Below are 25,838 nucleotides of genomic sequence, written 5' to 3' on the forward strand. Positions count from 1 at the left end.
CCCTCAAGGCTTGGCCGCCGCGCCCTGCCATCCACCGCCCAAGGCCAGGAACACCCCGATCTGCCCCATGGCCACCTGGGTATTGGCAGCAGCCAGCTGCGCGCGCACATCGGTATAAGTGCGGGTCGCCTGCAGATCGGCCAAGAACGACTCGCGTCCCACTTGGTATCGCAGGTGAGTCTGGTCCGCCGACTCCTTCGCCGAGCGCTCGGCGTCGGCCAGGGCGTCGCGGCGCTCCAGCAACGCGCTGTACTGGGCCAGGCGGGTCTGGGTCTCGCGGATGGCATTGAGCACCACGCCATCGAAGTGCGCCAACGCCGCCTGGGTCGAGGCCTCGGCCATGCGGATGCGCGCCCGGGTGCCGTTGGTGGGGATGGTCCAGCTGACCTGCGGGCCGAAGCCCCAACGGTTGGTCGACGGGTCGCCGAGGTTTTCGAGGATACCGATGGTGCCGACCTGGGCGCCGATGCTGATGTCCGGATACAACGCACCGGTGGCCACGCCGATGGCTGCGGTGGCGGCGGCGAGCTGGCGTTCGGCCTGGCGCACGTCGGGGCGGCGCTTGAGCAGCGCAGCGCCATCGCCTACCGGAAGCAACTGGGTGATGTGTGGCAGCTCCGCGCAGTCAGCGGTGCCGGCCGGCAGCTGCTCGACCGGCTTGGCCAGCAGGGCCGCCAGGGTGTAAAGGCCAGCCTCACGCTCGGCCTTGAAGCGCGGCAGCTCGGCGCGCAAGGATTTGAACTGGGTCTGCGAACGGGTGACCTGGGTTTCATCCCCGCGGCCAGCGTCGCGCAGGCGCTGGTTCAGTTGCACGCTCTGTTCCTGCAGGTCGAGGGACTCACGGGCGATGTGGTACTCCTCGTTGGCCGAGCACACCTGGGTGTAAGCCTTGACCACGTCAGCCACCAGGGTGATGCGCGCTGTATCGGCCGCGGCCTGCACCGCGTCGGCATTGGCCTTGGCGGCCTCGGTGCCACGCTTGAAGGTACCCCACAGATCGAACTGGTAGCTGGCGCTGATGATCGCCTCGCCGATGTTGGCCACCGGCACCTTTTCCGGCAGCAGGAAAGCTTCGCCGGATTCCTGCAGCCGCTGGGCGCCGAGCTTGACCCCACCGTTGAAGCCACCCTGGGACTCGGCCACTTCCACCTGGGCACGAGCCTTGGCGATGTTGGCCGCCGCGACGCGTAGCTCGGTGTTGGCCGCCAGGGCCTGGTGCACCAGCTCGTTCAAGCGCTGATCGTGGTACAGCTGCCACCAGTCGTCTGGCACCGGCGCCGAGACCACGCTGTCGGCGTCCTGGCGCAGCGGGCCGTTGAGGTCGCTGCGTTGCACGGCGGCGTCCTTGGGCACTTCGTAGTCCGGGCCGACCATCATGCAGGCGCCCAGGGACAGGCACAGCCCCGCCAGGATCAGCTGTTTCATGGCCGCTGGCCCTCGATGATCGACACCGTGGCGGTACGCCCGGCGATCATGCGGAAGTCTTCTGGCACGTCATCGAAGGCGATACGCACCGGGATCCGCTGGGCCAGGCGCACCCAGCTGAAGGCCGGGTTGACGTTGGGCAACAGGTTGGCGCCGCTGCTGCGGTCTCGATCCTCGATGCCCGCCGCCAGGCTCTGCACATGGCCTCGCAGCCGGGTATTGTCGCCCATCACGCGGATGTCCACGGCGTCACCGATGTGGATACCGCCGAGCTTGGTCTCTTCGAAATAGCCATCGACGTGGTACGAGGCGCTGTCGACCACCGACAGCACTGGCCGCCCGGCGGTGACGAATTCATGAGCACGCGGCGCGCGGTCGTTGAGGTAGCCGTCCACTGGGCTGCGCACTACCGAACGGTCGAGGTTGAGCTGGGCCGTGTCCACCGCCACCTGGGCCTCGCTGACCGCCGAACGAGCGCGTGCCTCACGCGACTGGCTCTCCTCCAACTGCTCGGCCGCCACCAGGTTGCCCAGTTTGCGGTTGCGCTGTGCCTCACGGGAGGCCTGGGCCAGGGTTTCCTGACGCTCGGCCAGGGTCGCCTTGGCCTGGCGCAGGGCGAGGGTGAACCGATCTTGGTCGATGGTGAACAGAACATCGCCGCGCTTGATCATCTGGTTGTCGCGCACTTGGACCTTCTGGATAAGCCCCGATACGTCCGGGGCGATCTGGATCACGTCAGCACGAATGTGCCCGTCACGCGTCCAAGGCGCGAACATGTAGTACACGACCATCTGCCAGACCAGCACGGCCGCGAAGGTGACTACCAGCAATGTCAGGACCACTCGGCCCAAGGTCAACAACGGTTTTTTCATGGCAGCATCAGGTTTCGACAAAAGTGATCCACCGCGCCAAGCAGCACGGCGTAAAGGGCAACGTTGAACAACGCCCGGTGCCAGACCAGGCGGTAGAAGCCAAGGCGCACCAGCACGGCGTGCACGCCCAGGAACAACAGGTAGGTGAAGACCATCATCACCAGCAGCGTGGGCAGGAATACCCCGCTGATATCCAGATCACCGATCACAGTGGGGCTCCATCGATGCCCGGGGGCAATTGCGGTTGGTCGGCAGGTTCGAGCATCACCTCGACGCCCGGCAACAGCGCCAGACGCAGGCCACTCAAGGCATGCAACAGGTGCACGCGGGCATCGCCTCGGTCGTTGTCGTGCGCATCCAGGGCCAGCGCCTGGCGGGCGCGCTCCATGTCACGCAGCAACGCCGCCGGGGCGTGCAGGCGCTCCTTGGCACGCAGGCACTGGGCGTAATGGGCGCCCACCTCCTCCACCACGGCCTGCAGGCACTTGCGAGGCCCCTGACCGACCCGCGGCATGTAGGCCAGCAAGTCCAGCAGGTTGAGGCCCACACGCAGATCGCGCAGCGCCACGCCACTGTCCTGGCCGGTCTGGGCCAGGCGCGGCAGGTGCTGCATCAGGCGATCGAGCATCTGCACGCCGACATGGCGATGCTCGGCCAGGGTCGCGGGCTGAGTCATCTCGACGATGTCCTGCCAACTGAAGCGGGTCAGGCGCTTGGCCGCCAGCTCCACACCGAACGGGCGCAGCAGCAGGGTCCAGATGAAGGCGAACAGCAGCCCCACGGGGCCCGCCATGTTGGCGTTGATGAAAGTCAGGAAGTCGGCGTCGTAGGCGCCCTGGATGCTGATGAAGGTGGCGGTGTTGACGATGGTCAGCAAGGTGCCGAGGTAGAAACGCGGCTGCACGGTCAGGGTGCCGACGCAGATGAACGGCACGGCGAAGGCCAGCACCAGCATCGGGAAGTCGTGCAGGTTGGGCAGCACCAAGAACAGGTAGACGCTGGAGAAAATCACCGACATCAGCGTCCAGAAGAAGAACCGGTAGATCTGTGGTGCCGGGTCATCCATGGCGGCGAAGAAACTGCACGCCACGGCGGCGAGGATCACCGCGCTGCCACCATCGTTCCAGCCGAGCAGGATCCACAGGCCACTGGCGACGATGATCGCGGTGACAGTGGAAAACACCGAGTAGAGCATCAGCCCGCGGTCAAAGAACGGCGTCAGCCGGCCCAGGCGCCAGTGGCGGTACACCGCACGCCATGGCGTGGCGTCATCCTTGCGCAAGGCGTGCTGCAGCGCGCAGCAGTCCTGCCAGAGGTCGATCCATTCGCTCAGTCGGTAAAGGGCGTTGGAGAGCAGCAATTGCTGGCGTTGGTCCAGTGCGGCTGCGCTGGGCTGCAGGTACTCGAGCTGCTCGTGCAGGGCAGTCCAGCGCGCCAGCGAGGCGTCTTGGGCGGTGCCTTCTAGCCAGGTGCGGGTTTCGGCCAGCAGTGGTTGGAGCTGGGCGAACTGGCCCGGGGCGCGGCTTTGCAGCGCGATCAGCGCATCGTCCAGGGCATCGATCACCGGCAGCAGGTGGATCATCCGTCCGCGCAGCTCGCGGGCATTTTTCAGGGTATGGGGGCCGGTGCCTTCATGACCGAGCTGGCCGATCATCATCTCCAGGCTGTTGAAGGTGGCGACCATCGAGGCGCGCATGCCGGCGACCTTGTCGGCGGCGACTTCGCGGGCCAGGTAAGTGTCGCTGTAGCGAATCGCCTCGTGAAACCAGCTGTTGGCCGAGCCGAGCACCACCGGCGCCAGGCGGCGCGGCCAGAAGATCGCGCCGACCACCGCCGCGCAGACGATGCCCAGGCAGATTTCCTGGGCTCGGGAGGAGGCCACATCGAACACCGCCAGCGGGTTGTCGACCACAGCCAGGGCGATCATAGGCAAGGTGTAGCCGGCCAGCATCAGCACATAGTTGTTGGCCGTGCGCAGGTTCAGCGACAGGAACAGCAGCGTGCCGGTCCACAAGGCAATGGCGACGCAGAGCAGCGCTGGCGACTGTACCAATGGCGGCACCAGCAAGACCGCCCCGCCGGCACCCAGCAACGTGCCCAAGGCGCGATACAGAGCCTTGGAGCTGGTCGGCCCGACGAAGGGGCTGGAGACGATGTACACCGTGGCCATGGCCCAGTAGGGACGTGGCAATTGCATGAGCAGGGCAATGTACAGGGCGATCATCGAAGCGGCGAAAGTGCGCACGCCATAGAACCAATCGCGGGCCGGAGGGACCGAACTGAAGAAACCGTTCATGCAAGCCCGCCCGGTGCGACTTGGCCTGCGTCTTCGAAGGCTTGGATCACCCGCAAGGTGGCCTCCAGGTCGGCTTGGTCGATCCCGCGCAACACCTGTCGGCGCAGGCGCACCAGCTCTTCTTCGATCGACTCGGCCAAACGGCGGCCCTCCGTGGTCAGGCTCAAGGCCTTGGCACGGCGGTCCAGGGGATCTTCGCTGCGACATACCAGTCCGGCCTTGCACAACTGGTCGAGCAGGCGCACCAACGATGGGCTTTCCAGGCCGGCGGCCTGGGCCACCGCGACCTGGTGCACCCCATCGCCCAGGCGCACGATCATCAGCAATGGCACAGCGCAGGCTTCGGAGATGCCGTAGCCCGTCAGGGCCGCCTGGCAGATGCGTCGCCAGTGGCGGGCGGCCACGACCATGCCGCTGCTGATTTTCATGTGCAGTGCATCAAGCGTCATGAGAGGAACCAAGGATATTCATAGTTTGCTAACTATCAATACTACGCCTTGCCCTCCCCCTGTCGTCAACCGGAGGCGATGGATCGCCTGGATGAATTGTTGTTCATCTTGGGGACCGTCTGGCCGCTTCAGCAGGGGCAGGTGTTCCTGCTGAAGCGGCTGCCAGGCCTCAACGCCACTCGCTGTAGGGCTCCAGCGGTTCCACCGGCAACAGCAGGTTGCCGCGCCAGGGCTCGAACAGATACCGCACGTAGAGCATGGCGCTGCTCGGCGCGTAGTCATCGCTGTGCTGCCAGTCGAAGCCCCCGCCCAAGGCCCAATGGTCGCTCAGGCGGCGCTCGAACAGGCCTCTTAAGTGATAACCCACGCCGTTGCTGGAACTGCCCTCGCTGATATCGCCGATATTCGAGCTTTCGAGATCGTAGCGATTGAGCAACTTGTCGTTCAGCGACTGGTTGGGATAACGCGGACGGCTGCCGCTCTTGGATTGGGACCAACTGACCGAGGTCTCCAACAATACCGACCAATCGTAATTGCGCCAGGCATAACTGAACGGTACCCCGATGGAGTTGTAACGCTCCGGGCTGTAGTAGCCACCCTGGCCCAAGTAGTAATCGCCCAAATCCTTGTCATGCCGCCAATGCATCACGGTCAGACCGATGCGCATGCGCTCGTCAGCCCGCTCCACCAGACGGTAGTAGTAACCTGCCATGGCTCGGGTACGTTGGTTGTCGGTGACATTCTCACCGTACAGCCAATGATGACCGAGGCTGGCCCACACACCATCGTCGCCGCCTTGATCCCAGCTCAATCCGAGGGTTGCGCCGTTGGCGGTGACCCCGCCCCAGCGCACGCCTGTGCGCGGATCCTTGGCACCGCCGAACGAAAGCAGCGAATTGCTCATTGGCCGCCGCGAGGCGGTCAGCGACCAGCCGAGCTCTCCCAGGTCGCCGTTGACCGTGGCACCGCCTAGCCAGTTGTTGACCTCGAAGCCATCGGTAGTACCGAGGTCGGCAGCCCAGCGCTCGCCTTCCCAGCCCACTGCCATGATCCGGCCATTGGCCGTCTGCGAGCCGCCAGGACATCCGGCCGGCAGTGGATCACCCGAACGGGTGGTACCGCGGACCTGGCAGGTGCCAAAGGCCTCGGTGTGCTGGCCATCTTCGAGATCGAAGCTGCCCGCATCCAGGCCAATCCGCTCCAGGCGCACGAACGCCTTGCCATCCTGCAGGGGCATGTCGGCATGCAGGAGGGTCGTCTGCCTCTTGAGCTCAGAGATCCCGGGAGTCCCGTCGTCATTGCGCCAGCCATAGTCATGCATCAGCGTGATGCTGGGATTCTGCTGACGGTACAGCTCATCGACGTCGCTGCGCAGGCTACGCGCCAGCCAGTCGTCCTCGTCCTTGGCGCGGCTCGCATAGGTCAGCGCCCGATCGTCCCGTGGTTGCACCGCGCGGCGCTCGAGCAGGTCGGCATCGGCCATGGCCGCTGCGTACAGATCCAGCGCTCGCTGCGGGTCGTGGGCAGCCGTCAGGCGCGCGGCATCCCGGCGCAGCAGCGGGTCAGGCTGTGTCTGCTGGGTGACCAGGCGATCGAACATGGCCGAGGCTTTGTCCCGCTCACCGACGGCCAACCAGGCGTTGGCGACGCGGCGCTGGGCGTTGATCTCGCTGGCCGGGAACTGCGGTACATCTTGCTCTAGAGCATGATGTGCCCGGGGCAGGTCGCCAGCTTCGATCCAGCTTTCGATCAGGCCAAGGCGCGCCTCGGGTTGCCCTGGTTGGCGCGCCAGCACGCGCTCGTAGTAGCCCTGGGCAGCCTTCTGGTCACCACGGGCCGCAGCCCAATCGGCCAGTGTAAGAAGGTCATCGGGATCGTTGTCACCGCCAGTCAGCCCGGCTTCCAGCAAGGCTGTGGCTTCGGCTTCACGCCCTTGGTCACGCAACTGCTGGGCCTGGGCCAGGGTCACGCGTCGGCGTACACGCTTGTCCAGCGCACGCATGTCGTCGGTCCAGGCACTCTGTGGCACATTGGCCAGGCTGTCCAAGGCCAAGGCGTCTCGGTCGGTCGACTCAAGGTACAAACCATGGGCATAGCGCGCCGCAGGGTCAGCGGGGTGGCGCTGCAGCAGCTTGGAGAAGGCGGCATCGGCCTCGCCTTGGCGGCCCTGCTGCCGCAGACTGCCGGCTAACTGGTAGACCAGCCATGGCTCATCAGGCGCGAGCTCTACGGCTTTGCTCAATGCCTGGCTCGCGCCAGACCAGTCTTGGCGCTGTGTGGCGGCATCGGCCTGGCCACGCAGTTGCTCCAGCTCCAGGCTGCGGCGCAGATCGGCGAAGGATGCCTGCTGCTTCGCTGGCAGGCCATTGAGGAACGCACGAGCCTTGTCGGGCGATTGCGCCTGGTAGATACGCAACAGGCCGCGCACGGCGCTCTCATTGGTGGGTGCCATACGCCGCGCCTGCTGGTACAGGCGCTCAGCCGTAGCCGGGTCGCCCTCGGCCGCGGCCACATCGGCCAGGCCAAGCACGGCGAATTCATCGTCCGGCCGTTGCTTGCGTGCCTGCTGATAGAGGGAGCGGGCAACCTTAAGATTCTGCTTCTCCAAGGCGCGGTCGGCCTTCTGCAGCATCCCCCAATATTGGCTGGATGCTTCCAGGTCCCGCCATTTGCTTATCCGGCGGGTGTCCTGCTCCTTCGCCGCGGCCAGCCGGAAGGAGGCGTTGGCCTCTTCGTAGCGGCGCTGGCCCATCAAAGCTGAGCCCAAGGCGCCGTGCAGTTCGGAGTCTTCCGGGTACTGGCGCAGCGCCCGACGCAATTGTGCCTCGGCTTGCGCGTTGCGCCCTTGGGCCAGCAGACGCTGGCCAAGCTGGCCTGCCTGCCAGGCAGGATCGGCGACCAGGCGCTGTTGCTGCGCCAGGACCTCGCTGGCCTGATGCAGCAATGGCGATGCCGGGTAGCGCTGCACGAATGCCTGCCAGGCAGCCACGCTATCACGGCTGACCGGCTGTCCTGAGAGGTAGTCGAATTCCCGCTGAGCCGCGGCATCGCGGGCGGCCGGGTCGCGCGACAGCTGCTCGAGCACGGCCAGCGCTTCGGCGTTGCGATTCTCGGCGAACAACAACCCCACCAAGGTCTGGCGCAGGCCAGCGTTGCCCGGGTACTGGCGGTCGAGTGCCTGCATCCGGTCGATCGCCTCCAGCCGTTGACCGGGCAGGCTGCTGCGCACACGCCAGTAGTCCACAGCCAGGTCCATGCTGGGCGGATCGCCAGCAAACAATTGATCGTACAGCTCCACCGCTTCGGCGCTACGGCCGGTCATGGCGAACAGGCGGGCCTGTTGCAGGCGTCGGTTGACGTCTGGCTTCTGCAGCTCGAGCAAACGCTTGGCATTGCGCTCCTGGGCGCTGCCCGGCGCCACCTGGCTGATACGCGCCAACAGTTGGTTGGCCTGCACTTGGTCACGCTCGCGCAAGGCCAGGCGCAACGACGCCAGCAAGACCTCGGCATCACGGGGCTCGAGCAGGCGCAAGCGGCCCAGGGCATCGCGCACCAGGTCATCTCGATGCAGCGCCTCGCCTATGCGGACCTGCTCTAGCAACCATTGGCGTTGCTCGTGTCGGTCGGTCGGTTGTTGCGCTGCGGCCTGGCTGGCGAGCCCAGCGAGCAGCACGATGCCAATCATTCGGTACATGACACACTCCAGGCCGGCAATAGGCGCCCCTGCTCATCGAAGCGATATCGCGACTCATCCCAGCCTTGACCAAACAGTGCCAGTACCTGGCTGTAGTAGGCACGCGGCTCGATCGGATGCTCCTGCAAACGCTGGCGCTGGGCTTGCAGACCTTCGCCTGCGCCTGGCGCCACGGCCAACAATGGCAGCAGCGCGGCGGAGAAACCGCCGGGGCCGCCGCCTTTCGCCTCGCCGCTGCGGGCATCCACGGTTTCCGGTGGCTGGCCGTTCTTCACTGTCAGCGCGGCCATCGGTGCAAAACGCTCAAGCAGTTCACTGCGCCGTGGCGAGTCCTTAGCCAGCATGCCAACCCACAGGTAGACGCGAATGGCATCGTAGTCGCCCGCGCTGCCATACTGCGGATCAGGTTCGATCTTGCCGGCAGGCGTCCAGAGCAGCCAATCGGGGGCGAAGCCTTTCGGCGAGGCTTCGAGCAGCAGCCGGCGGGTGTTGCCCGCCAACTCGTCCCACAGCGGGTCGATGAGGGCGAACCGGTCGAGCAACTGCAATGGCAGGTAGCTTGGGTTCAGGCGCCACCCCTGGGCATTGTCGAAGCCGTAATCCGCCGGCAGCAACATCACCCCCAGGCCCGGCATCGGTCGCAAGGTCTGGGCGGCGATGCGCCAAAGCAGATGGTGACCGAGCTGCGTATAGCCAGGTTCGTGCCACAGACGCCCGGCCTCGAGCAGACTGTAGGCGATCCAGAGGTCGGCATCGCTGGCATTGTTGGGGTCGAGCACCTGCCATTTGCCCTTGGCGTCACGCCCCCATAACCAGGCCGGCAGATGACGCGACAGGTCACCGTCGGCCAGGTTGTTGGTGGTCCAGCGCAGCAGCTTGGCGAACGTTGCCCGGTCGTTGCCGACCAGGGCAAAGAACAGGCCGTAGCTCTGCCCCTCCGAGGTAGTGATCAGGCGCTTGTCACTGGGGTCCAGGACGCGCCCGTCCGCACTCACCAGCTCGCTCTTGAAGCGCTCCCACGCCGGCCATGAACAGGCCGGCGCCGCGCTCGCAAGCGCCGGTAGACCGAGCGCCAGCAGCATTACCAGAACCCGCCGCATGGTCAGTCAGCCTCACCCAGCCGACGTCGGGCAGCCCAACGCAGCGCACGCCACAGCAGGAAGGCAAACAACAGAACGCTGATGGTGGCAAGGACCGCGATCAACAGCGGCTGCTCGGACAAGTGGAACCACAACAGCAGCCACCAGGGCAACTGGCCGACAAAATAATGCTCGCCCACGAACTGGCTGCTCACCCCGCTGGATCGCACCAGGGTGACCGAGCCGGCTACCGCATCGAGCTTGCCGGTATCGCCGAGCGCCTCACGCAGCAGCGCATAGTCGGCATCGGTATTGCCCAGCAAGGCGACCACGCTGCGCTGCTCGTGGAAGGGAGACTTGAGACCTGTGATCGCGCCGATCGGGGCCTGGGCACTGATTGCCACATGGCTGCTGGCCGGCACGGGCGATGTGTCGAACCGGTAGCGACCGGGCATGTTTGTGGAGCGCCCCTGCGCCAGCCAGTCGCGCTGGGCATTGAGCAACAGACCAAGGTTGCGCTCCTGGGACAGCTCCTGGGGCAATGTGCCGATGACCAGCAGGTCGGCATCGGCCGAGGCTGCTTGCTTCCAGTCATCGATCAGGCGAATGCCCAAGGCCGGGTAGCCGACTTGGCCGGCAATGCTACCGATCACATCGAGCAAAATGCCCACCTGCATCGGCGTCGGCTTGCCCGGCACCAGGACCTGGGTTTCGGACAGGTCGGCCATGCGGCTGAACGGGAAGCCGCTGCGGGCAAAGGCACGCAGGTCCGGCATGGCGATGTAGTGGTGGTACCCCGAAAGGTCGATGGTGGAGTTTTCGTCAATGGCCGCGCGAACGTCCACCGGCAAAGAGGTCTGGCACTGATCACGCTGGGAGCTGCCGAGCTTGCTGGCGAAGCTGAAGTCGAAACGCAGGCGGTTGCGGTCGCCGATCTTCAGCGCCGGCACCAATGCCTGCTCGCTCAATGCCGTGCTATCGCTGGATAGCACGCTCAGGCGCAGCTCTTCGAGCGTGCCGCCACGACGATCATTGCCTACCAAGGGCATGCTGGTGATGTACTGATCGTTGACACTGATGGTCAGGCGCGATTCGTCCGTCACCGCCGGCGGCGTGTAGCGATACAGCGTGCGCAGCGGAATGCCCTGGTTGCGCCAGACGAACAGGTCTGGCGGCAGGTTCACATCGAGGATGATCGCGTTCGGTTGCAAGCCGCTGACCTGCAACTGCTGCGGGTAATCGAGCAACTCGGCGAAACGTACCGGACGGTCGGTGCGGGTCCAGTTCGGCGCATCGTATGGCTTGCGAGGCTGCAGATCGCTCATCTGCTCGATCTTCACCCGATCGCCACGGAACAGGTTGTTGCCCACCGCCAGTGCCGAGGCAGCCTTGACCAGGTCCTCGTCGTTGCGGCCAAGCACCAGCAGCAGTTTGCTCCAACGATCGCTTGGATGGTCGATCAATTGCACGACCGGGCCGTCCACTCGTGGGAACCTCTCGAAATCGGCCAGGAAGGCCGGGCGGCGCTCGTTGCTGGCAAAGACGATCGCCGGCTTGGGCTTGTCGCCTGCAGCCGGCAGGCTATCGAAGAGCACCGGGAAGGTCGCCTTGCGCCAACCCGCCTGGCTGCCGAAATAGGAGGCGAGAATCGCGGCGGCGCGCTGTTCGCCCAGCGTCGGGCTGGCGGCGAAGACCACCGGCAAGTCGACTTTGCCGGTATCGCGCGCGTCAAAGAACGGCAACGGGAAGAACGCCAGGTCGTTTTCCATCGCCAGGGCCTGCTCGCGCAGGTGCACCTCGCTCTTGCGATTGAGGTTCAGCCACAGGCCGCTGTGCGCAGGGTCTTCACAGATGTCGGCGTAGTGACCGACGAACTCCAGGCGCACCCGGTTGAAGTCGCTGATCAGCTTGGGGTCGAGCGGCAGCTGGCGCTGCACACGCTGGCCAAGCTGGTCCTTTTCTACCGGCAGCACGCCCATCAGTTCGTCGTTAAGGTAGACGCGCAAGTGCGACAGGGTCGGCAGCAGCGCCGGCGATGGCGTGTAGTCCAGCTGCAGGACCGCCTCGGTGGCGAGACGGTCGCGCCGCAGGCCGAATTCGATCTGCTCGCTGTTGCGCACACCGAGCAACAGGGTGTCGGCAGGATGCCCGAGCTGCTCGAACGTTCTCGCCACGGGCCAGTTGGGTACCACCGGCTCGGCAACGGCCTCGGGGGTGGACGGGGTGGTGTCGGCGGTGGCCTGGAACACGCAGGCGAGCAGCGCCATCGCCAGGCCCCAGGTACGTGCGGGGTAACGAGTCATGATGCGTCTCGGGTTAAAAGATTCGTGGAAGGAAGAGGCCGCGGGGTGCGCGGCATGAAGGTCGCCAGCCAGCGCGCCAGTACGACCAGCGGTCGTACCGGCCCCAACAGCCGCACCGGAACGTACTCGAGCAGTCGCAGGTAGCCGACTCCGCCCAACTTCAGGACATCGACCAAGCTTTGCAGTGGACGATCGTGCTGGTGCGCCTCTTGCCAGGCCAGCCAAGCGTCGGCGCGGGCGAAGGTGCAGTGCACCAGGTCGATGCGTTGCTGTGTGTCCAGTTCATCGAAGGTCAGGCCGAGGTGGCGCCCAACCCGGCGGGTGATTCGTGCATCGAAGGCGAATTCACGCTCCCCTCGACTGAGCAGCAGACGCACCCGGCCACCGGTCTTCGGTGCCAGGCCGTCACCCAGCTCAAGGCCGATACCGCTGTCCGAATAGTCCACCAGGGTGCACGGATAGGCGTGACCGTTCTCAAGAACCAGCGCAGCCGGCAGGTGCATCTGCACCCGGTGCGCACGCCGCACCTGGCGCACCTCCGCGGCCACAGCCGTCGCAGCACCGATGATCAACAGGTTGTAGGTCACCCAGAGCGAACTGACGATGACCGTGCCGATCTCTTCGTTCGGGCCGGTGAACAGGCGCCAGACCGCGAAACCGAGCCCGACGAAATTGAGCACCGCCAGCAACAGATAAGGCTGGGCGATACGCCAGTCGAACTGGCTCTCCTCCATCAACCCGCCTTTGGCGGTGACGTTGAACTTGCCCTTCTTCGGCGCGAACAGGGCCACCGTGGTGGGCCGTGCGATATACCAAGCCAGCACGGTCTCGTAGACCTCGCCCCAGAAGGTGCGCCGGTATTTGCCCTGCATGCGCGAGTTGGTCAGGCTGGCGTGGATCATGTGCGGCAGTACGTAGAGCAGGATCATCAGCGCCGGGGCGTAGATGATGTAGGCATGCAGCAGCAGGAACGCCAACGGTGCGGTCAGGAATACCAGACGCGGCAGACCGGCCAGGAAGTGCAGCATGGCATTGGCATAGCACACCCGCTGGAACAGGCTCAGACCACGACCGAACAAGGGGTTGTCGGTGCGGAAGATCTGTACCATCCCGCGCGCCCAACGAATTCGCTGGCCGATGTGCGCCGACAGGCTCTCGGTAGCCAGACCAGCTGCCTGCGGCAGGCGCAGGTAGGCGGAGTTCCAGCCATGGCGGTGCAGGCGCAAGGCGGTATGGGCATCTTCGGTCACGGTCTCCACGGCGAACCCGCCGATGTCTTCCAGGGCGGTGCGTCGCAACACGGCACAGGAGCCGCAAAAGAACGCCGCGTTCCACATGTCGTTGCCGTCCTGGATCAGGCCGTAGAACAACTCGCCTTCGTTGGGGCGGTTGCGGAAGGTGCCCAGGTTGCGCTCGAACGGGTCAGGCGAGAAGAAATGGTGAGGCGTCTGCACCAGCGCCAGGCGTGGGTCCTTGAGGAACCAGCCCACCGTCATCTGCAAGAAGGAGCGCACCGGCACATGGTCGCAGTCGAAGATCGCGACCAACTCGCCGTCGGTGACGCCCAGGGCGTGATTCAGGTTGCCAGCCTTGGCGTGCTTGTTGTCGGGACGGATGATGTATCCAACACCCATTTCGTCAGCAAAGGCGCGGAAGTTATCGCGGCGGCCATCGTCGAGCAGGTAGATGCGCAGACGCTCGCGCGGCCAGTCCAGACCCAACGCCGCGAGCACGGTGGTGCGCACCACCGAGAGGTCTTCGTTGTAGGTGGGGATCATCAGATCCACGGTCGGCCACTCGGTAAGCTGCTCCGGCAGGTTCGCCGGCTTGCGCTCCAGTGGCCAGCAGGTCTGGATATAGCCCAGGATCAGCACGAACCAGGAATAGGTCTCGGCGATCAGCAGGGTCAGACCGCACACCAGGTCCAACGTGTCGTTCCAGTTCAGCGTGGAGGTGTAGCGCCACCACAGGTAACGGCAGGAGATGATCGTCGAGAGGATGATCAGCATCAGGGTCGGGAAGCGACCGGGCATGTGGCGCACCAGCATGGCGATGCCCCACAGCAGCAGAATGAACATCAGCTGGGCCAGGTAGCCGAATGGTTCGGTCACGCACAGCAGCGCCAAGGCAAGGGCGCACACCGTGAGCACGAAGTAGAACGCGCGCCGGGCGCCTTTGCTCAGGCTGCGCAACTGTTGGGCGGCATCACGCTGCCAGGTGCTGGTGCGCACTTGGCCCGGGACCTGCCGCAACCGCTCGACCAAATGCGCGCGCAGCAGCCGGATGCGTTGCCGCATAGCGACGGCGCCCTCGCACAAGGCACGCCAACCCCGCGCCAGCGCCGACGGCGCGCGAGGTACCGGCTCGCGCCGGATCAACAACCAGGCGCCCTGAATCAGCAGGCGCAGCGGGTCGCCCAAGGTCGGGCGCTTGCCCGCCACTTGCGGGAACAGCCGCTGACGATCGGCCAGCAGCGCTTGCCAGGCCGGGGACTCCAGGCGCAGCAGAAGAAAAGCCAGCCAAGTGCCCAAGGTGAACACCAGCGCGGTCAGCCGCCCGGCACCTCGAGTGGTGTAGTAGCGGTAGGCGTTCGACGGCGAAAGCTTCACGACCGTCGCCTCGTCAGGCAGCGCACGGCCAGGCTCTGCACATCACGGGAGGCCAGGCTCTGTGGCGCGTAGTGACCGACCGGTGCCTTGCAGGCCAGGGCTTCGACGAACGCCTCGTCGCGGTGCACTACCTGCAACGGTAGGCGACTGTGATAAAGCTTGCGCCAGACCATCAACACGTCGCTTTGCAAGCGGCTGGCCGGGTCGAATCGGTTGACCAGAAGCAAATCGAAGCGCTCGGGTCTCTGGCGCTCCAAGAGTATGTGACTGCTCATTTCAGCTTCCGCGACCAGCACGCGCACATCCACCTCCAACTCGCGCAGAGCACCCGTCGACGGCAGGTCGAACAGCAGCCAGTCAAAATGACTGGCCAATTGCGCCGCACGCGCATTCCAGATAGCGGGATCGCGCGTTCCGGTCAGCCTGGCGTGGGCCGACTCGCTCACCTCGCCGAACGGCATCACGTACAAGCCGTCGTACACTTCGTAGACCTGCTCGCCAAAAGGGCGACTATCCAGATCGGCGCAGGCCCAGCCGTCACAGCCGGCCAGCGGCAGGTTGAAATGAAGACCCAACAGGTTTTCCGGGCACAGGTCGACCAACAACACCCGCTCGCCCAACTCTCGCAGGGCATGCCCCAGCGCAGCGAGCATGGCGCTACGTCCAAGGCCGCCACGCAGCCCGTGCAGCGCGAGGCTGGTCATCGCGCGGTGGCCTTGGGCGTTGGAGCTATTTCAGGAGCGAGGTCACTCATGGACTTCGCGCAGCTTTCTCCCAGCAAGGGCCAGCGCCGCAGGGCTTCGCGCACCCCGACCATCAAAGAGATGTCCTGGTAGTTCAGCTCTGGCATGTCCAGGTGCTGACGGAGCCGGGCGATATCATCGCTACGATCGGCAGGATCGGCTTTCCTTGTCATCACTTGCTCTCCTTCGGAATCGGTTGCCAGTCAGGCTGGCCTTTGAGGCGCATATAGCTGGTGCCTTGGAAGTCCATCACCTGGGCACCGGAGGTTTCAGCGACATGTTCGGTGGTGGGCAGGTCTTTCAGCACGCCCGGCAGATCCAGGACCTGGCCAGCCCCCTGATTGGCGTAGACGCGCGACAGCAGTTCGGACAGCGCCAGGTAGCTCGTCGGCGTCGAGACATGCAGGGGCTCGTTGCGCGCCGGTTGATCCATGCCGATGAACTTGATCCCCACAGGTACATGGGTGATCGACGGCGTAGGGATCTCACGCATGCCCGGTAGCTGCATGCGGTCGCCGTGCAGGGCCGCGCCATGCTCGGGCACGATGGCCACGACGACCCGTCGGCCGCTGTGCTGCAGCTCATCGAGGAACTTGCCCAGGTCATCGAACAGACGGGTTGCGCGGGTGTTGTAGTCCGCCGCGCGCGTGCCGCCGTCGGCGGTCACCACCCGGTTACCATCGTGCAGGCTGATGGTGTTGTAGAACAGCGACACATGCGCAGCTCCCGAGGCCTTGCGGCGCCCCCACCAGCCCTGCAGGACCTCCAGGTCGCTGGCGATCGGCGAGCCGTCGAAGCCGACCAGCGAGCGGCGGAAATCGCTACTCGAGAGCGCCGGCGACGGCATGTGCTGGCTAGTGATGTCCCCCAGGAAATCATCGAAATGGCCACTGTGGTTAAGCAGCGTTTGGCGCTCGAAGCCAAGCCGGGCGAGGTTTTCGAACAGCAAGCATTGCTCAGGGGCTGGCTTGTAGAGCATTTCATGCGAGGGCTGGCCACAGCTGGCGCGCAACACGCGGATCGCGGCCGGGCCACTGTATGAGGTAGCCGAGTTGAACTGGTCGAAGATCACGTCCAGGCGCGAGAACAGCGGGTTTTCATGCAGGCCGACAGCGGTGAGGTCATCCCAGGCCAAGGAGCAGACGTTGATCACCAACAGATCGAAAGGTTGCTCGTCGGGCCTGACTACCGGGAACGCGGTGACCCGCTGGCGCTCGCTGTCGAAGAAGCTATCGAGCTTGGCGTTGAGCGTGGCATCGTCTGCCGCCACGGCGGCCGCCTTCTGGGTGGCGACGTCGGTCACCACCTGGCGCGAGGTGACCGGTGTGATCGACGGCAATCCGCTTGTGGCCAGCCACAGCAGCCCAACCACGCTCAAAGTGCTCAGGCGCAACCAGTGTCGCAGGTAGAAATAGCCCACCATCGTCAACAGTAAAGCGCCCATCAAATGCCAGTTGATGAAGCGGCCCAGCAGTTCCAGCATGTAGTCAGGCGTGAAATCGAGCACACCGGGCTGCGCAAGCAGACGCTCGAATGGCGGCAGCCAGGTGTCCTGGTAAAACAAAGCAACACCAATTGGCACGGCCACCAGCTGCCGCACGACACGCAACCAGCGCCCTGGCAGTGGCACCATCAGGAAGGCTGCGAACAGCAGGTTGGGCAACGGCTGGAAGTCCAACAGCCCCGCGGCGAGCATGACGAACTTCGCCAGGAAATACAGGTTCCAGGCGCCCAGGCCCGGCCAACGGGACAATGGGTGGGCGATGACCATCGAATTACTCATGCTTCTCCCCGCGTCGACGCACGCCTGCAGCCTTCATGTGACGCGGCGGCAAGCGGTGCTTCAACCACGCCTGCACCCAGGCTTTCAGGCGCAACAGGACGAATGCCAGGGCCAGCGTCCCAAGCGCACTAATGCCGATGACTTGCAGCAGTTGCTCGAAATTCATGCCTTGCCTCGTCGTGGCAGCGATATGGGCCTAGGCTGCAACACGGCACGGACCTTGGACATCGGCACGCTGGCCGCATCGGCAACCGGCGCCACCGGCTGCGTCTCATCCATGAATGCAGGCGCGCCGAGGCTTTCAGGCGTGACAAGCAGTTCCCGGCCGATGAACAGCTCCCGCCAGGACAATTGGAAAATGTGGTCCAGCGCTTGCTCGACGCCTTCGGCGCGGCAAGCGAACAGGAACAGGTACAACATGTCGTCGACCACGCAGGCGATATCCCCGTCGCGGCGGAAGATACTGCGTGAACACGCTTGCAAGGAGGACAGACCAGGGGCGGGACGCAGCACCAGTAGCTGGTGGACGATTTCCCCGTTGCGCATGCCCTGCCACATCTGCAGCACGGCATCGGCGAAGGCGCGCGGTGAGACCAGGCCCGATATCGGCAGCGGCCGCAGGCGAGCCAGCAACGCATCGAAGTCAGCCGGCAGACGGCGACGCCAGGTGTAGCCCTGGATGCTGTCGACCTGAGTCAGGAAGCGTGAAAGACTGGCGCCGAAAGGCACGATCAAGCTGGCACCGCAGGCCAGCAGCAATTGCTCGTCCTGATAGCGAAGCGTTGGTGCCATTTCGCGCACCACCAGTTTCAGGGCGTTGCCCCGCAACAGGCGCAGGGTGTGCAGTTGCCGCGCGAGAACGTCCAGGCGCTGCCCGCCGTCCATGGGGAAGATCACGGTGGCGGACACCGCCACACCAGCCCTAGCACCCAGTTCGCTGATGCTATCGAACAATTGCCAGTGCTCGGAGAAGGCCGGCGCGCCTTCCAGCACCTGTCGCTGGGCCAGGAACAGAAGCTCGTCGCCGCCGGTCTCGGCCAACGGTTGAGGACGGCCTGCAAGCACGAAACCACCGGTGTGACGCGTCAGTTCGATATCTTCGGTGCCAACGACACCCAGCGCGTTGCGCCAATAATGCAACAGGTAACGTACCCCACCCTGGCCACGATAGAGCTGGGCCAACCCATCGAGATCCTGGTTGCACCTACGCAGTTGCTCGAGCAGCCAGACGCTCTGCCCTTCGCTGACCATCAACAGGACACTGCCCGCATCACGAAGGCTGTCGGCCATCTCGCGACACCAACTCCCTATATCGCTGTCCTCCCAATCCGTCGCCGATACCCGGGCCACGATCATGCGACCGGTCGGGTCGATGCGTGGCAGGTCTTGGGCAAGATGGCGTACGGCATGAGGCTGGGCTTGGTACAAGGCGAGTTGCCCCGGTCCACGGTCAGGAGCAAGCCCATCGACGATTTCGCGCACCCCCTGCGCACTGTCGATCAGCGTCGCTTTGGCATCGCCTGTCATTGCCTCGATGACCTGGCGGCAAATCGCGCTGGCATCTTCGGCCGTGTCACAGGCCACCCAGTACAGTCCTTGGGTGTGGAACTGGCAGTGCTCGGCACTCAGGCCGGGGATGACCAAAGAAGGAATGATATTCGCCAAAACTATGACTCTGTAATTCAGGACCGACGTTTTACCGATAGATGCCGCACATCCATTTGTCGGAGATCAAAAATATCGGTGCACTTTGTCAGAACGCAAAGCGTCAAAAAAACATCAGATCAAAGAGCACAGCTTAGCAGGCGTCAATTGTACAGCAGTCCCGGAGAATAGTGTCAATTCGCTGGTCGGCATCCTCAAAGACCCAAACCAGCACGCCTGTTCCAGACAGCCTAGACGCCGATTCACAGGAAACAAGTTTCATTGCGCCCCCGTGACGATCATCACAAATCTCTTGGAATAGCCCCGCGCAAACGCTTGCGCATCATGCCTTGTAAAGCTTCGAAAATCCTCGGATGGTGCGGATTTATCGCTGCATGAAGTAGCGCTTCCCTTACTAGGGGACTTCCTTCACGATAGCCGTTCTTCGCGCCATGCCAATCGGCTCAGCGCCTGTTATCGCGTTGGTTTGACACCCCCTTCGCTGCTTTCTAGTGTTATTGGATCCAATTTCTATCAAGGCAGACGTCCACGTGGCCGAAAAACCCCGACTTCTGAAAACTGTTCTGGGCGGCGAACAGGTGCCAGCGCATCTGGCACGCAGCGTGATCGAAGAGCGTCTGCGCAGCGCCATTGTCGACGGCCGCCTGCCACCTGGAACCGCCCTGCGGCAGCAGGAGATCGCCACGTTGTTCGGCGTCAGCCGCATGCCCGTGCGCGAAGCCCTGCGCCAGCTGGAAGCGCAGTCCCTGCTGCAAGTGGTGATGCACAAGGGCGCCGTGGTTGCCCCACTGATCGGCGAGGATGCGGTTGATACTTATGAATTGCGAGTCATGCTCGAGTCCGAGGCGCTACGCCAGTCGGTTCCCTTGCTCGAACCAGAAGACATCGCCCTGGCACGCGGCTATATCCAGCAGTTAGAGCACGAAACCCGCCATGCCGAAATCGGCCGTCTCAACCGCTTGCTGCATATGACGCTCTACAGCAAGGCGCGCAACCAGAAGCTGCTGCGCATGATCGAGATCGAACTCAACGAGGAAGAACGCTTCCTGCGTTTCCACCTGTCCTCGATGGGCCTGGGCAAGCTGACTCAGGACGATCACATTGCGTTGGTCGATGCCGCCAGCGCAAAGCAGGTGGACGATGCCGTCAGCGTACTGGAGCGGCACCTGAACAACGCATCGCGCACTATTCGCAACTATCTGGACAGCCAGGCAGCACGCTAAAACCTGCAGGTAGGGCCCGCAAGACGAGCCCACCGTTTAAGGAAGTTGCAAAATAATTCCAGCCCGCCAACAATGAGACTTATTATCATTAATACCTAACAGCACAGCGCGCCTCCATGTCTTTCAGAGATTCCGTGCATACGCTCTACAGCCATCATCACGGCTGGCTGCACAATTGGTTGCGCAGCAAGCTGGGCAATGCCGCCGACGCCGCAGACCTCGCCCATGACACCTTCGTGCGTCTGCTGCAACGCGATCACCTGGAACTCAACGCCCCGCGCGCCTTTCTGCGCACGATAGCGCGTGGCTTGCTGATTGATCACTGGCGACGTGAAGAGGTTGAACGAGCCTACCTCGAAGCGCTGGCCAACCTACCGCTGGCCGAAGCGCCCTCGGCCGAAACCCGTGAACTGATGCTGGAACTGCTCGAGCGCATTGCGCGCATGCTCGACGGCCTCAAGCCCAAGGTCCGCCGCGCCTTCCTGCTCGCCCAATGCGAAGGACTGAGCCACAAGGCAGTCGCCGAACAAATGGGCATCTCCCTGCGCTCTGTCGAACGTTATGTGGCGGACGCGCTGTATCACTGCTACCAGTTGCGTTATGACGATGAGCCATGACCCGATAGGCGTCTGCCCGCCTTCGCCCAAGGTAGTCAAACAAGCCATCCAGTGGCTCCTGCGCCTGCGTGAAAGTGGCCATACCCCTGCGCTGCAGCTGCAATGCGAACAATGGCGCAGCGCCGATCATGCGCATGAAGTGGCCTGGCAGCGTGTCGTGAGCCTGCACCAGGATCTGGACCTGCGTGCCATGGCGGGCGTCAACGTCGCCCTTCAGACCCTCGAAACCAGCCAACGCCGCTTGAACCGACGCCAGGCACTCAAGCTGTTAGGCGGGGTCGCCTTGGTCGGTACGGCTGCCTGGCTGGGCAAGGATCAACAGGCACTGAGCAGTTGGGCCTCGGACTACGCCACAGGCACAGGCGAACGCCGAAGCATTGCACTTGAGGACGGCTCATTGCTGCAGCTCAACACCCGCAGCGCCGTGAATTTGACCTTCAACGAACGCCAGCGGCTCATCCAGCTGCGCCAGGGTGAACTCATGCTCACTTGCAATGACGCCCAGCGCCCCTTGTTAATCCAGACCCGTGACGCCCTCCTCGAAGACTTCGACGGCCAGGTCGTGGTGCGTCAGGACGCCGATTGCACACGCATCAGCGTCAGCCAGGGCAAGGTAGCCCTGCACCGGCCCGATGGCGCGCCGTTGCAGTGGATCACCCCTGGCCAGACCTGGCGCGTGGATGCCCTCGGGCCGCGACCGATCGAACGACAGCCGATGGACGCCAGCGCTTGGACCGAGGGCCTGATTGTCACCCGCGACATGCGTCTGGCCGACTTCCTGGCGGAGGTGAGCCGCTATCGCCATGGCTACCTGGGATGCACTGAGGACATCGCCGACCTACGGCTGTCTGGCGTGTTCCGCCTGGAGGACACCGACAAACTGCTTCAATTGTTGCCGCAGACGCTACCGGTGCTCGTTCGTCAACGCACCCGCTGGTGGGTTCGCCTGGAACGGGTGGCCTGATTTTTTCATTTCCTGCAGGTTTTTCTGGCGGGTTTTTCTCGCAAGTCCGGCTAGGACAGTAAGCGACTCCTTCAGCCCTTACCGAACCCACGGACCTTTTCCATGCCAGATGCCTTGTCTCAACTGAACACCGTCGATACGAATGATTTTCGACCTGTCTTAAATTGCGTTTTTTTCGGCCGAGCCATACGCGCAGCCCTGCTCGGCACGACCCTCGGTTTCTTAGGCGTTGCTCCGCATGTCCTGGCCGCCGATCCGGTGGGTATGAGCCAGCCGTACTCGATCCCCGCCGGAAATCTGGATGACGTGCTCAACCAGTTCGCCCGCCAGGCGGGCATCACCTTGTCGAGCACCCCGCAGATGACAGGTAAGCTGCAATCGCCTGGCTTACGGGGCCAGTACGCCATCGACCAGGCCCTGCGCCAGTTGCTCAACGGCACTGGGCTGGAAGCCGTCAGCCAGGACGGAAGCAGCTATGTGCTGCGTGCGCAGCCTGAGGATGCTGCGCTGTCGTTGCCAAGCACCGACATCCGCAGCTTCACCCTGGGCAATGCCTTGGGCAGCATGGAAGGCTACAACGCCACTCACAGCCAAGTGGCCACCAAGACCAGCATGCCGATCTTGGAAACCACCCAGTCGGTCTCGGTGGTCACTCGCCAACAGATGGACGACCAGGGCTCCCAGACCGTCGCCCAGGCCATGCGTTACACCCCTGGCGTCTTGACCAACCCCTACGGCGCGACCCATCGCTACGACTACGTAGCCATGCGCGGCTTCAACGACGGGTCTGTGGATAACATCTACGTAGACGGCCTGAAATCCATGGGCGATAACGGCACCTACAGCACCATGCAGGTGGATCCGTACTTCCTGGAGCGCATCGACATCCTCAAGGGGCCCTCCTCCGTGCTGTATGGCCGCAGCTCACCAGGCGGGCTGGTGGCACTGACCACCAAGAAGCCACTGTTCGATCCTTACCATCAGATCCAGACCACAGTTGGCACCCAGGGCCAGCGTGGCATGGGTTTCGACTTCAGCGGCCCGCTGGATGACGACAAACGCATCGCCTATCGCCTAACTGGTCTTGCGGACGCTTCCGACACTCAATTCGATCACAACAAGGAAGAGCGCTACGCAATCGCACCTGCGGTCAGCATCGACTTTAGCGAAGACACATCACTGACCTTGCAGGCCTACCTGCAGCACGACCCCAATGGCGGTTATCACGGCGGCAACCCGGCCGATGGCATGCTGCACCCTCGCAACGGCCTGCGTTTGTCCGACCACTTCTTCGAGGGCGAACCGGACATCGACGATTACGAGCGTACCCAGCAGTCGTTCAGCTACCAATTCGAACATCGCTTCAATGATGTCTTCACCGCACGTCAGAACTTCCGCTATCAAGATTCGGATGTGTCGATGGACCAGGTCTATTCGGCTGGCTGGGCGGATGCCACCAGCAACATCCTCAACCGCGCCTATACCGGCGGCGACGAACGCCTGCATTCGTTTATCGTCGATAACATGCTCCAGGCGGAATTCTTCACAGGCGCTGCTAAACACACCGTTTTGCTCGGCGCCGACTATCAGCGGCGCAAGGCCGATGTGACCTGGCGCTACGGCACTGTCGATCCGTTGGATGCCGGTAACCCGCACTATGGCAACGGCAACCTTCAGGTCCTCGGCGAAAACAACTACCTGCGGCGTCTGCAGCAAACCGGCGTGTACCTACAGGATCTGGTCGAACTGGACCAATGGCGCTTCTCCCTGGGACTGCGTCAGGACTGGGTCAAGGTATCGGAGGAGAACCGCGACACCGATACCAAGGTCAACGATGACCGTTCCAAGTTCACCACCCGTGCGGGTGTGCTGTACCTGTTCGAAAATGGCGTTGCGCCTTACGTGAGCTACTCCGAGTCATTCAACCCCAACACCGTATCCGACCAGAACGGCCGTCCGCTGGCGCCGACCGAAGGCACGCAGTGGGAGACCGGTATCAAGTACCAACCGCCCGGCACGGACAACTTGTTCACGGCCTCGGTGTTCCGCATCGAGCAAGAGAACCTGGCCTCCAAGCAACCGAACGAAGAGTTCTATCGTGCGGTGGGCGAGGTTCGCTCCCAGGGCCTGGAGCTGGAAGCCCATGTGCAGGTGACCGACAGTCTCAAGCTGATCGGGGGTTACACCTACACCGACATCGAATACACCAAATCGATGCCGAGCTTGGTGACCCCAGGCCTGGACAATAAAGGCCGCTCGCCGACCCAGGCGCCGGAACAGATGTATTCGCTGTGGGCCGACTACAACTTCCTCCAAGGCCCGCTTGATGGCCTGCGCCTGGGTGGCGGCGTGCGTTATGTGGGTTATAGCTGGGTCGATGCGGAAAACAGCATGAAGGTGCCCTCCTATACCTTGTTCGACGCCTCGGTCGGTTATGACCTGGGCAAGGTCGGGCTCAAGGGAATGGATGTGCGACTCAATGCCAATAACCTGACCAACGAATCCTACGTCGCGTCTTGTGCGAGCCTGAACTACTGCTACATGGGCGAAGAACGCAATGTCAGTGCCACGGTCAGCTATCAGTTCTGACTCGTTCCTTTCCATGCTCGAAGCCAGCTCCTGACCCAGGTGCTGGCTTTTTCGTTTCCGGCGCTTTCCTGGAGCTCTGTAAATGCGTCAACTCTATGTCTTGTTGCACCGCTACCTTGGCCTGGCCACGGCAGCGTTTCTGGCCGTCGCCGGCCTGACTGGCAGCGTGCTGGCCTTCCACCACGAACTCGACGAATGGCTCAACCCAGGTTTCTACGAAGCTTCGGCCACCGGGGCGCTGCAACAACCCGGCGCGCTTGTGGACAAGTTGCAGACCCAGTATCCGCGGCTGCAAGTCTGGTACATGCAATATCCACAGGAGGCGGGGCACTCCGCGCTACTGGCGATGGTTCCACGCAACGATCCACAGTCCGGCAAGCCCTATGACGAGAAGAACACCGTGTTCTATCTCGATCCGGTCAGCGGTGAGACTTTGGGCCAGCGCTACTGGGGCGAATGCTGCTTCTCACGCGAGAACTTCATGCCGTTCATGCTGGAGCTGCATTACAGCCTGACTCTACCGGGTAATTGGGGGATTGTGCTGATGGGTGTGGTGGCGATCCTCTGGGTCGTGGATTGCCTCATCGCTGTATTACTCACCCTGCCCCGCGGGCGGCCGTTCTGGCGCAAATGGAGCACCGCCTGGAAGATCAAGGGCGGGCACGCGTATCGACTGAACATGGATATCCACAGGGCCAGCGGCTTATGGCTGTGGCTACTACTGTTGCCCATCGCCATCAGCAGTGTGGCGATGAACCTGCCGGCTCAGGTCTTCAAACCCGCCATTTCGTTGTTTTCACCCGTTGAGCCGAGTGTCTACGAAGCCCGGGGCGTCATGCCCAAGGAAGCCCTGGGTGTGACGCAGCTTTCCTATCAACAGGCGTATCAACGCGCGCAGGAGGAAGGCGCAAGGCTTGGACTGAGCGCACCGATCGGTGAGCTCTATTACAGCTTCGAGTACAACTTTTATGGCGCGGGGTTTGGCCAGCATGATACGCAAGCCCATGGTAAGTCCTGGCTGTTCTTTCACGGCACCGATGGCCAGCTAATAGGTCAGGAAATTGCCGGACAAGGCACGCTGGGTGAGCAGTTCTATCGTTTGCAGCTTCCCATTCATGGGGGGCGCATCATCGGAGTCGCGGGGCAGGTGCTGATTGCGATTTTGGGGGTGGTGATCGCAGTGTTATCGATCACAGGGGTGTACATCTGGTGGCGCAAGCTACAGGCACGACGTAGCGGTAAGGTGCGCAGAACAGCAGTGTGACAGCCGGAAAAGACAAAGCCCCTGTTCGCATCGCGAACAGGGGCTTTGGGTTTGAATCTTGACGATGACCTACTCTCACATGGGGAAGCCCCACACTACCATCGGCGATGCGTCGTTTCACTTCTGAGTTCGGGATGGGATCAGGTGGTTCCAACGCTCTATGGTCGTCAAGAAATTCTGTGTGCAGGCCCGTCCCTCGGACGTGCCTGCGAATTTCTCGTCTCTCTACTTAAAGACAAAACCCCTACCTGCTCACGCAGATA

The 25,838-nt window shown here is 63.3% G+C and carries 19 protein-coding genes and 1 rRNA gene; 5 read left to right on the forward strand and 15 right to left on the reverse strand.

Features of this window, described 5'->3' with window-relative positions:
* Positions 1–3: 3 nt before the first annotated feature.
* From HMPREF3173_RS05240 to bcsE, 14 genes are all read right to left on the reverse strand, one after another.
* The gene (locus tag HMPREF3173_RS05240) at positions 4–1,425 is read right to left on the reverse strand and encodes an efflux transporter outer membrane subunit (protein WP_070571800.1); all 1,422 of its coding nucleotides are present in this window, start codon (positions 1,423–1,425) and stop codon (positions 4–6) included.
* Positions 1,422–2,297 (reverse strand): efflux RND transporter periplasmic adaptor subunit, encoded by an 876-nt coding sequence (locus HMPREF3173_RS05245; protein WP_070571801.1) that lies wholly within the window; start codon positions 2,295–2,297, stop codon positions 1,422–1,424. The genes HMPREF3173_RS05240 and HMPREF3173_RS05245 overlap by 4 nt, the downstream gene beginning before the upstream one ends.
* Positions 2,294–2,506: a DUF1656 domain-containing protein gene (locus tag HMPREF3173_RS05250; RefSeq protein WP_043212118.1), complete on the reverse strand. Its 213-nt coding sequence runs from the start codon at positions 2,504–2,506 to the stop codon at positions 2,294–2,296. The genes HMPREF3173_RS05245 and HMPREF3173_RS05250 overlap by 4 nt, the downstream gene beginning before the upstream one ends.
* Positions 2,503–4,593, reverse strand: a complete 2,091-nt coding sequence (locus HMPREF3173_RS05255) for an FUSC family protein (RefSeq protein WP_070571802.1) — start codon at positions 4,591–4,593, stop codon at positions 2,503–2,505. The genes HMPREF3173_RS05250 and HMPREF3173_RS05255 overlap by 4 nt, the downstream gene beginning before the upstream one ends.
* Positions 4,590–5,042 (reverse strand): MarR family winged helix-turn-helix transcriptional regulator, encoded by a 453-nt coding sequence (locus tag HMPREF3173_RS05260; RefSeq protein ID WP_070571803.1) that lies wholly within the window; start codon positions 5,040–5,042, stop codon positions 4,590–4,592. The genes HMPREF3173_RS05255 and HMPREF3173_RS05260 overlap by 4 nt, the downstream gene beginning before the upstream one ends.
* Before the next feature lie 169 nt (positions 5,043–5,211).
* Positions 5,212–8,736, reverse strand: coding sequence for a cellulose synthase complex outer membrane protein BcsC (gene bcsC, locus HMPREF3173_RS05265; RefSeq protein WP_070571804.1), 3,525 nt, complete (start codon positions 8,734–8,736; stop codon positions 5,212–5,214).
* Positions 8,724–9,836, reverse strand: a complete 1,113-nt coding sequence (bcsZ, locus tag HMPREF3173_RS05270; RefSeq protein ID WP_070571805.1) for a cellulose synthase complex periplasmic endoglucanase BcsZ — start codon at positions 9,834–9,836, stop codon at positions 8,724–8,726. Before bcsZ ends, bcsC begins: the two co-directional genes overlap by 13 nt.
* Before the next feature lie 2 nt (positions 9,837–9,838).
* Positions 9,839–12,118, reverse strand: a complete 2,280-nt coding sequence (gene bcsB / locus HMPREF3173_RS05275; RefSeq protein ID WP_083299930.1) for a cellulose biosynthesis cyclic di-GMP-binding regulatory protein BcsB — start codon at positions 12,116–12,118, stop codon at positions 9,839–9,841.
* Positions 12,115–14,727, reverse strand: coding sequence for a UDP-forming cellulose synthase catalytic subunit (gene bcsA / locus HMPREF3173_RS05280; RefSeq protein WP_070571806.1), 2,613 nt, complete (start codon positions 14,725–14,727; stop codon positions 12,115–12,117). The genes bcsB and bcsA overlap by 4 nt, the downstream gene beginning before the upstream one ends.
* Positions 14,724–15,431, reverse strand: coding sequence for a cellulose biosynthesis protein BcsQ (gene bcsQ, locus HMPREF3173_RS05285; RefSeq protein ID WP_070571807.1), 708 nt, complete (start codon positions 15,429–15,431; stop codon positions 14,724–14,726). The genes bcsA and bcsQ overlap by 4 nt, the downstream gene beginning before the upstream one ends.
* On the reverse strand, positions 15,428–15,646 hold the full coding sequence (bcsR, locus tag HMPREF3173_RS05290; RefSeq protein ID WP_043212098.1) for a cellulose biosynthesis protein BcsR: 219 nt from the start codon (positions 15,644–15,646) through the stop codon (positions 15,428–15,430). The genes bcsQ and bcsR overlap by 4 nt, the downstream gene beginning before the upstream one ends.
* Positions 15,643–17,253: a cellulose biosynthesis protein BcsG gene (gene bcsG / locus HMPREF3173_RS05295; RefSeq protein ID WP_070571808.1), complete on the reverse strand. Its 1,611-nt coding sequence runs from the start codon at positions 17,251–17,253 to the stop codon at positions 15,643–15,645. Before bcsG ends, bcsR begins: the two co-directional genes overlap by 4 nt.
* Positions 17,246–17,419 (reverse strand): cellulose biosynthesis protein BcsF, encoded by a 174-nt coding sequence (gene bcsF / locus HMPREF3173_RS05300; protein WP_043212092.1) that lies wholly within the window; start codon positions 17,417–17,419, stop codon positions 17,246–17,248. The genes bcsG and bcsF overlap by 8 nt, the downstream gene beginning before the upstream one ends.
* Positions 17,416–18,906: a cellulose biosynthesis protein BcsE gene (gene bcsE, locus HMPREF3173_RS05305; RefSeq protein WP_070571822.1), complete on the reverse strand. Its 1,491-nt coding sequence runs from the start codon at positions 18,904–18,906 to the stop codon at positions 17,416–17,418. The genes bcsF and bcsE overlap by 4 nt, the downstream gene beginning before the upstream one ends.
* Before the next feature lie 542 nt (positions 18,907–19,448).
* On the opposite strand from bcsE, the gene HMPREF3173_RS05310 reads away from it, so the two are divergent.
* The 5 genes from HMPREF3173_RS05310 to HMPREF3173_RS05330 all read left to right on the forward strand — a co-directional run bounded on the left by HMPREF3173_RS05310 (position 19,449) and on the right by HMPREF3173_RS05330 (position 25,575).
* A complete protein-coding gene (locus tag HMPREF3173_RS05310) occupies positions 19,449–20,141 on the forward strand; it encodes a GntR family transcriptional regulator (protein ID WP_070571809.1) in 693 nt (230 codons plus the stop codon).
* 116 nt (positions 20,142–20,257) lie between these two features.
* Positions 20,258–20,758, forward strand: coding sequence for a sigma-70 family RNA polymerase sigma factor (locus HMPREF3173_RS05315; RefSeq protein ID WP_070571810.1), 501 nt, complete (start codon positions 20,258–20,260; stop codon positions 20,756–20,758).
* Positions 20,742–21,722 (forward strand): FecR domain-containing protein, encoded by a 981-nt coding sequence (locus HMPREF3173_RS05320; RefSeq protein ID WP_070571811.1) that lies wholly within the window; start codon positions 20,742–20,744, stop codon positions 21,720–21,722. Before HMPREF3173_RS05315 ends, HMPREF3173_RS05320 begins: the two co-directional genes overlap by 17 nt.
* A gap of 264 nt (positions 21,723–21,986) precedes the next feature.
* Positions 21,987–24,311, forward strand: coding sequence for a TonB-dependent siderophore receptor (locus tag HMPREF3173_RS05325; protein WP_070571812.1), 2,325 nt, complete (start codon positions 21,987–21,989; stop codon positions 24,309–24,311).
* Positions 24,312–24,393: 82 nt separating this feature from the next.
* Positions 24,394–25,575: a PepSY-associated TM helix domain-containing protein gene (locus tag HMPREF3173_RS05330; RefSeq protein ID WP_070571813.1), complete on the forward strand. Its 1,182-nt coding sequence runs from the start codon at positions 24,394–24,396 to the stop codon at positions 25,573–25,575.
* 56 nt (positions 25,576–25,631) lie between these two features.
* On the opposite strand, the gene rrf is transcribed toward HMPREF3173_RS05330, so the two are convergent.
* Positions 25,632–25,747: ribosomal RNA gene (gene rrf, locus HMPREF3173_RS05335) — 5S ribosomal RNA — on the reverse strand.
* Positions 25,748–25,838 lie beyond the last annotated feature (91 nt).

It is taken from the genome of Pseudomonas sp. HMSC08G10 (assembly GCF_001808425.1).
Lineage (GTDB): Bacteria > Pseudomonadota > Gammaproteobacteria > Pseudomonadales > Pseudomonadaceae > Aquipseudomonas > Aquipseudomonas guariconensis.

Coding starts and splice junctions, on each gene's coding strand:
- HMPREF3173_RS05240 (WP_070571800.1), bottom strand. CDS start 1,425: ATGAAACAGCTGATCCTGGCGGGGCTGTGCCTGTCCCTGGGCGCCTGC.
- HMPREF3173_RS05245 (WP_070571801.1), bottom strand. CDS start 2,297: ATGAAAAAACCGTTGTTGACCTTGGGCCGAGTGGTCCTGACATTGCTG.
- HMPREF3173_RS05255 (WP_070571802.1), bottom strand. CDS start 4,593: ATGAACGGTTTCTTCAGTTCGGTCCCTCCGGCCCGCGATTGGTTCTAT.
- HMPREF3173_RS05260 (WP_070571803.1), bottom strand. CDS start 5,042: ATGACGCTTGATGCACTGCACATGAAAATCAGCAGCGGCATGGTCGTG.
- bcsC (WP_070571804.1), bottom strand. CDS start 8,736: ATGTACCGAATGATTGGCATCGTGCTGCTCGCTGGGCTCGCCAGCCAG.
- bcsZ (WP_070571805.1), bottom strand. CDS start 9,836: ATGCGGCGGGTTCTGGTAATGCTGCTGGCGCTCGGTCTACCGGCGCTT.
- bcsB (WP_083299930.1), bottom strand. CDS start 12,118: ATGACTCGTTACCCCGCACGTACCTGGGGCCTGGCGATGGCGCTGCTC.
- bcsQ (WP_070571807.1), bottom strand. CDS start 15,431: ATGACCAGCCTCGCGCTGCACGGGCTGCGTGGCGGCCTTGGACGTAGC.
- bcsG (WP_070571808.1), bottom strand. CDS start 17,253: ATGAGTAATTCGATGGTCATCGCCCACCCATTGTCCCGTTGGCCGGGC.
- bcsF (WP_043212092.1), bottom strand. CDS start 17,419: ATGAATTTCGAGCAACTGCTGCAAGTCATCGGCATTAGTGCGCTTGGG.
- HMPREF3173_RS05315 (WP_070571810.1), top strand. CDS start 20,258: ATGTCTTTCAGAGATTCCGTGCATACGCTCTACAGCCATCATCACGGC.
- HMPREF3173_RS05320 (WP_070571811.1), top strand. CDS start 20,742: ATGACGATGAGCCATGACCCGATAGGCGTCTGCCCGCCTTCGCCCAAG.
- HMPREF3173_RS05325 (WP_070571812.1), top strand. CDS start 21,987: ATGAGCCAGCCGTACTCGATCCCCGCCGGAAATCTGGATGACGTGCTC.
- HMPREF3173_RS05330 (WP_070571813.1), top strand. CDS start 24,394: ATGCGTCAACTCTATGTCTTGTTGCACCGCTACCTTGGCCTGGCCACG.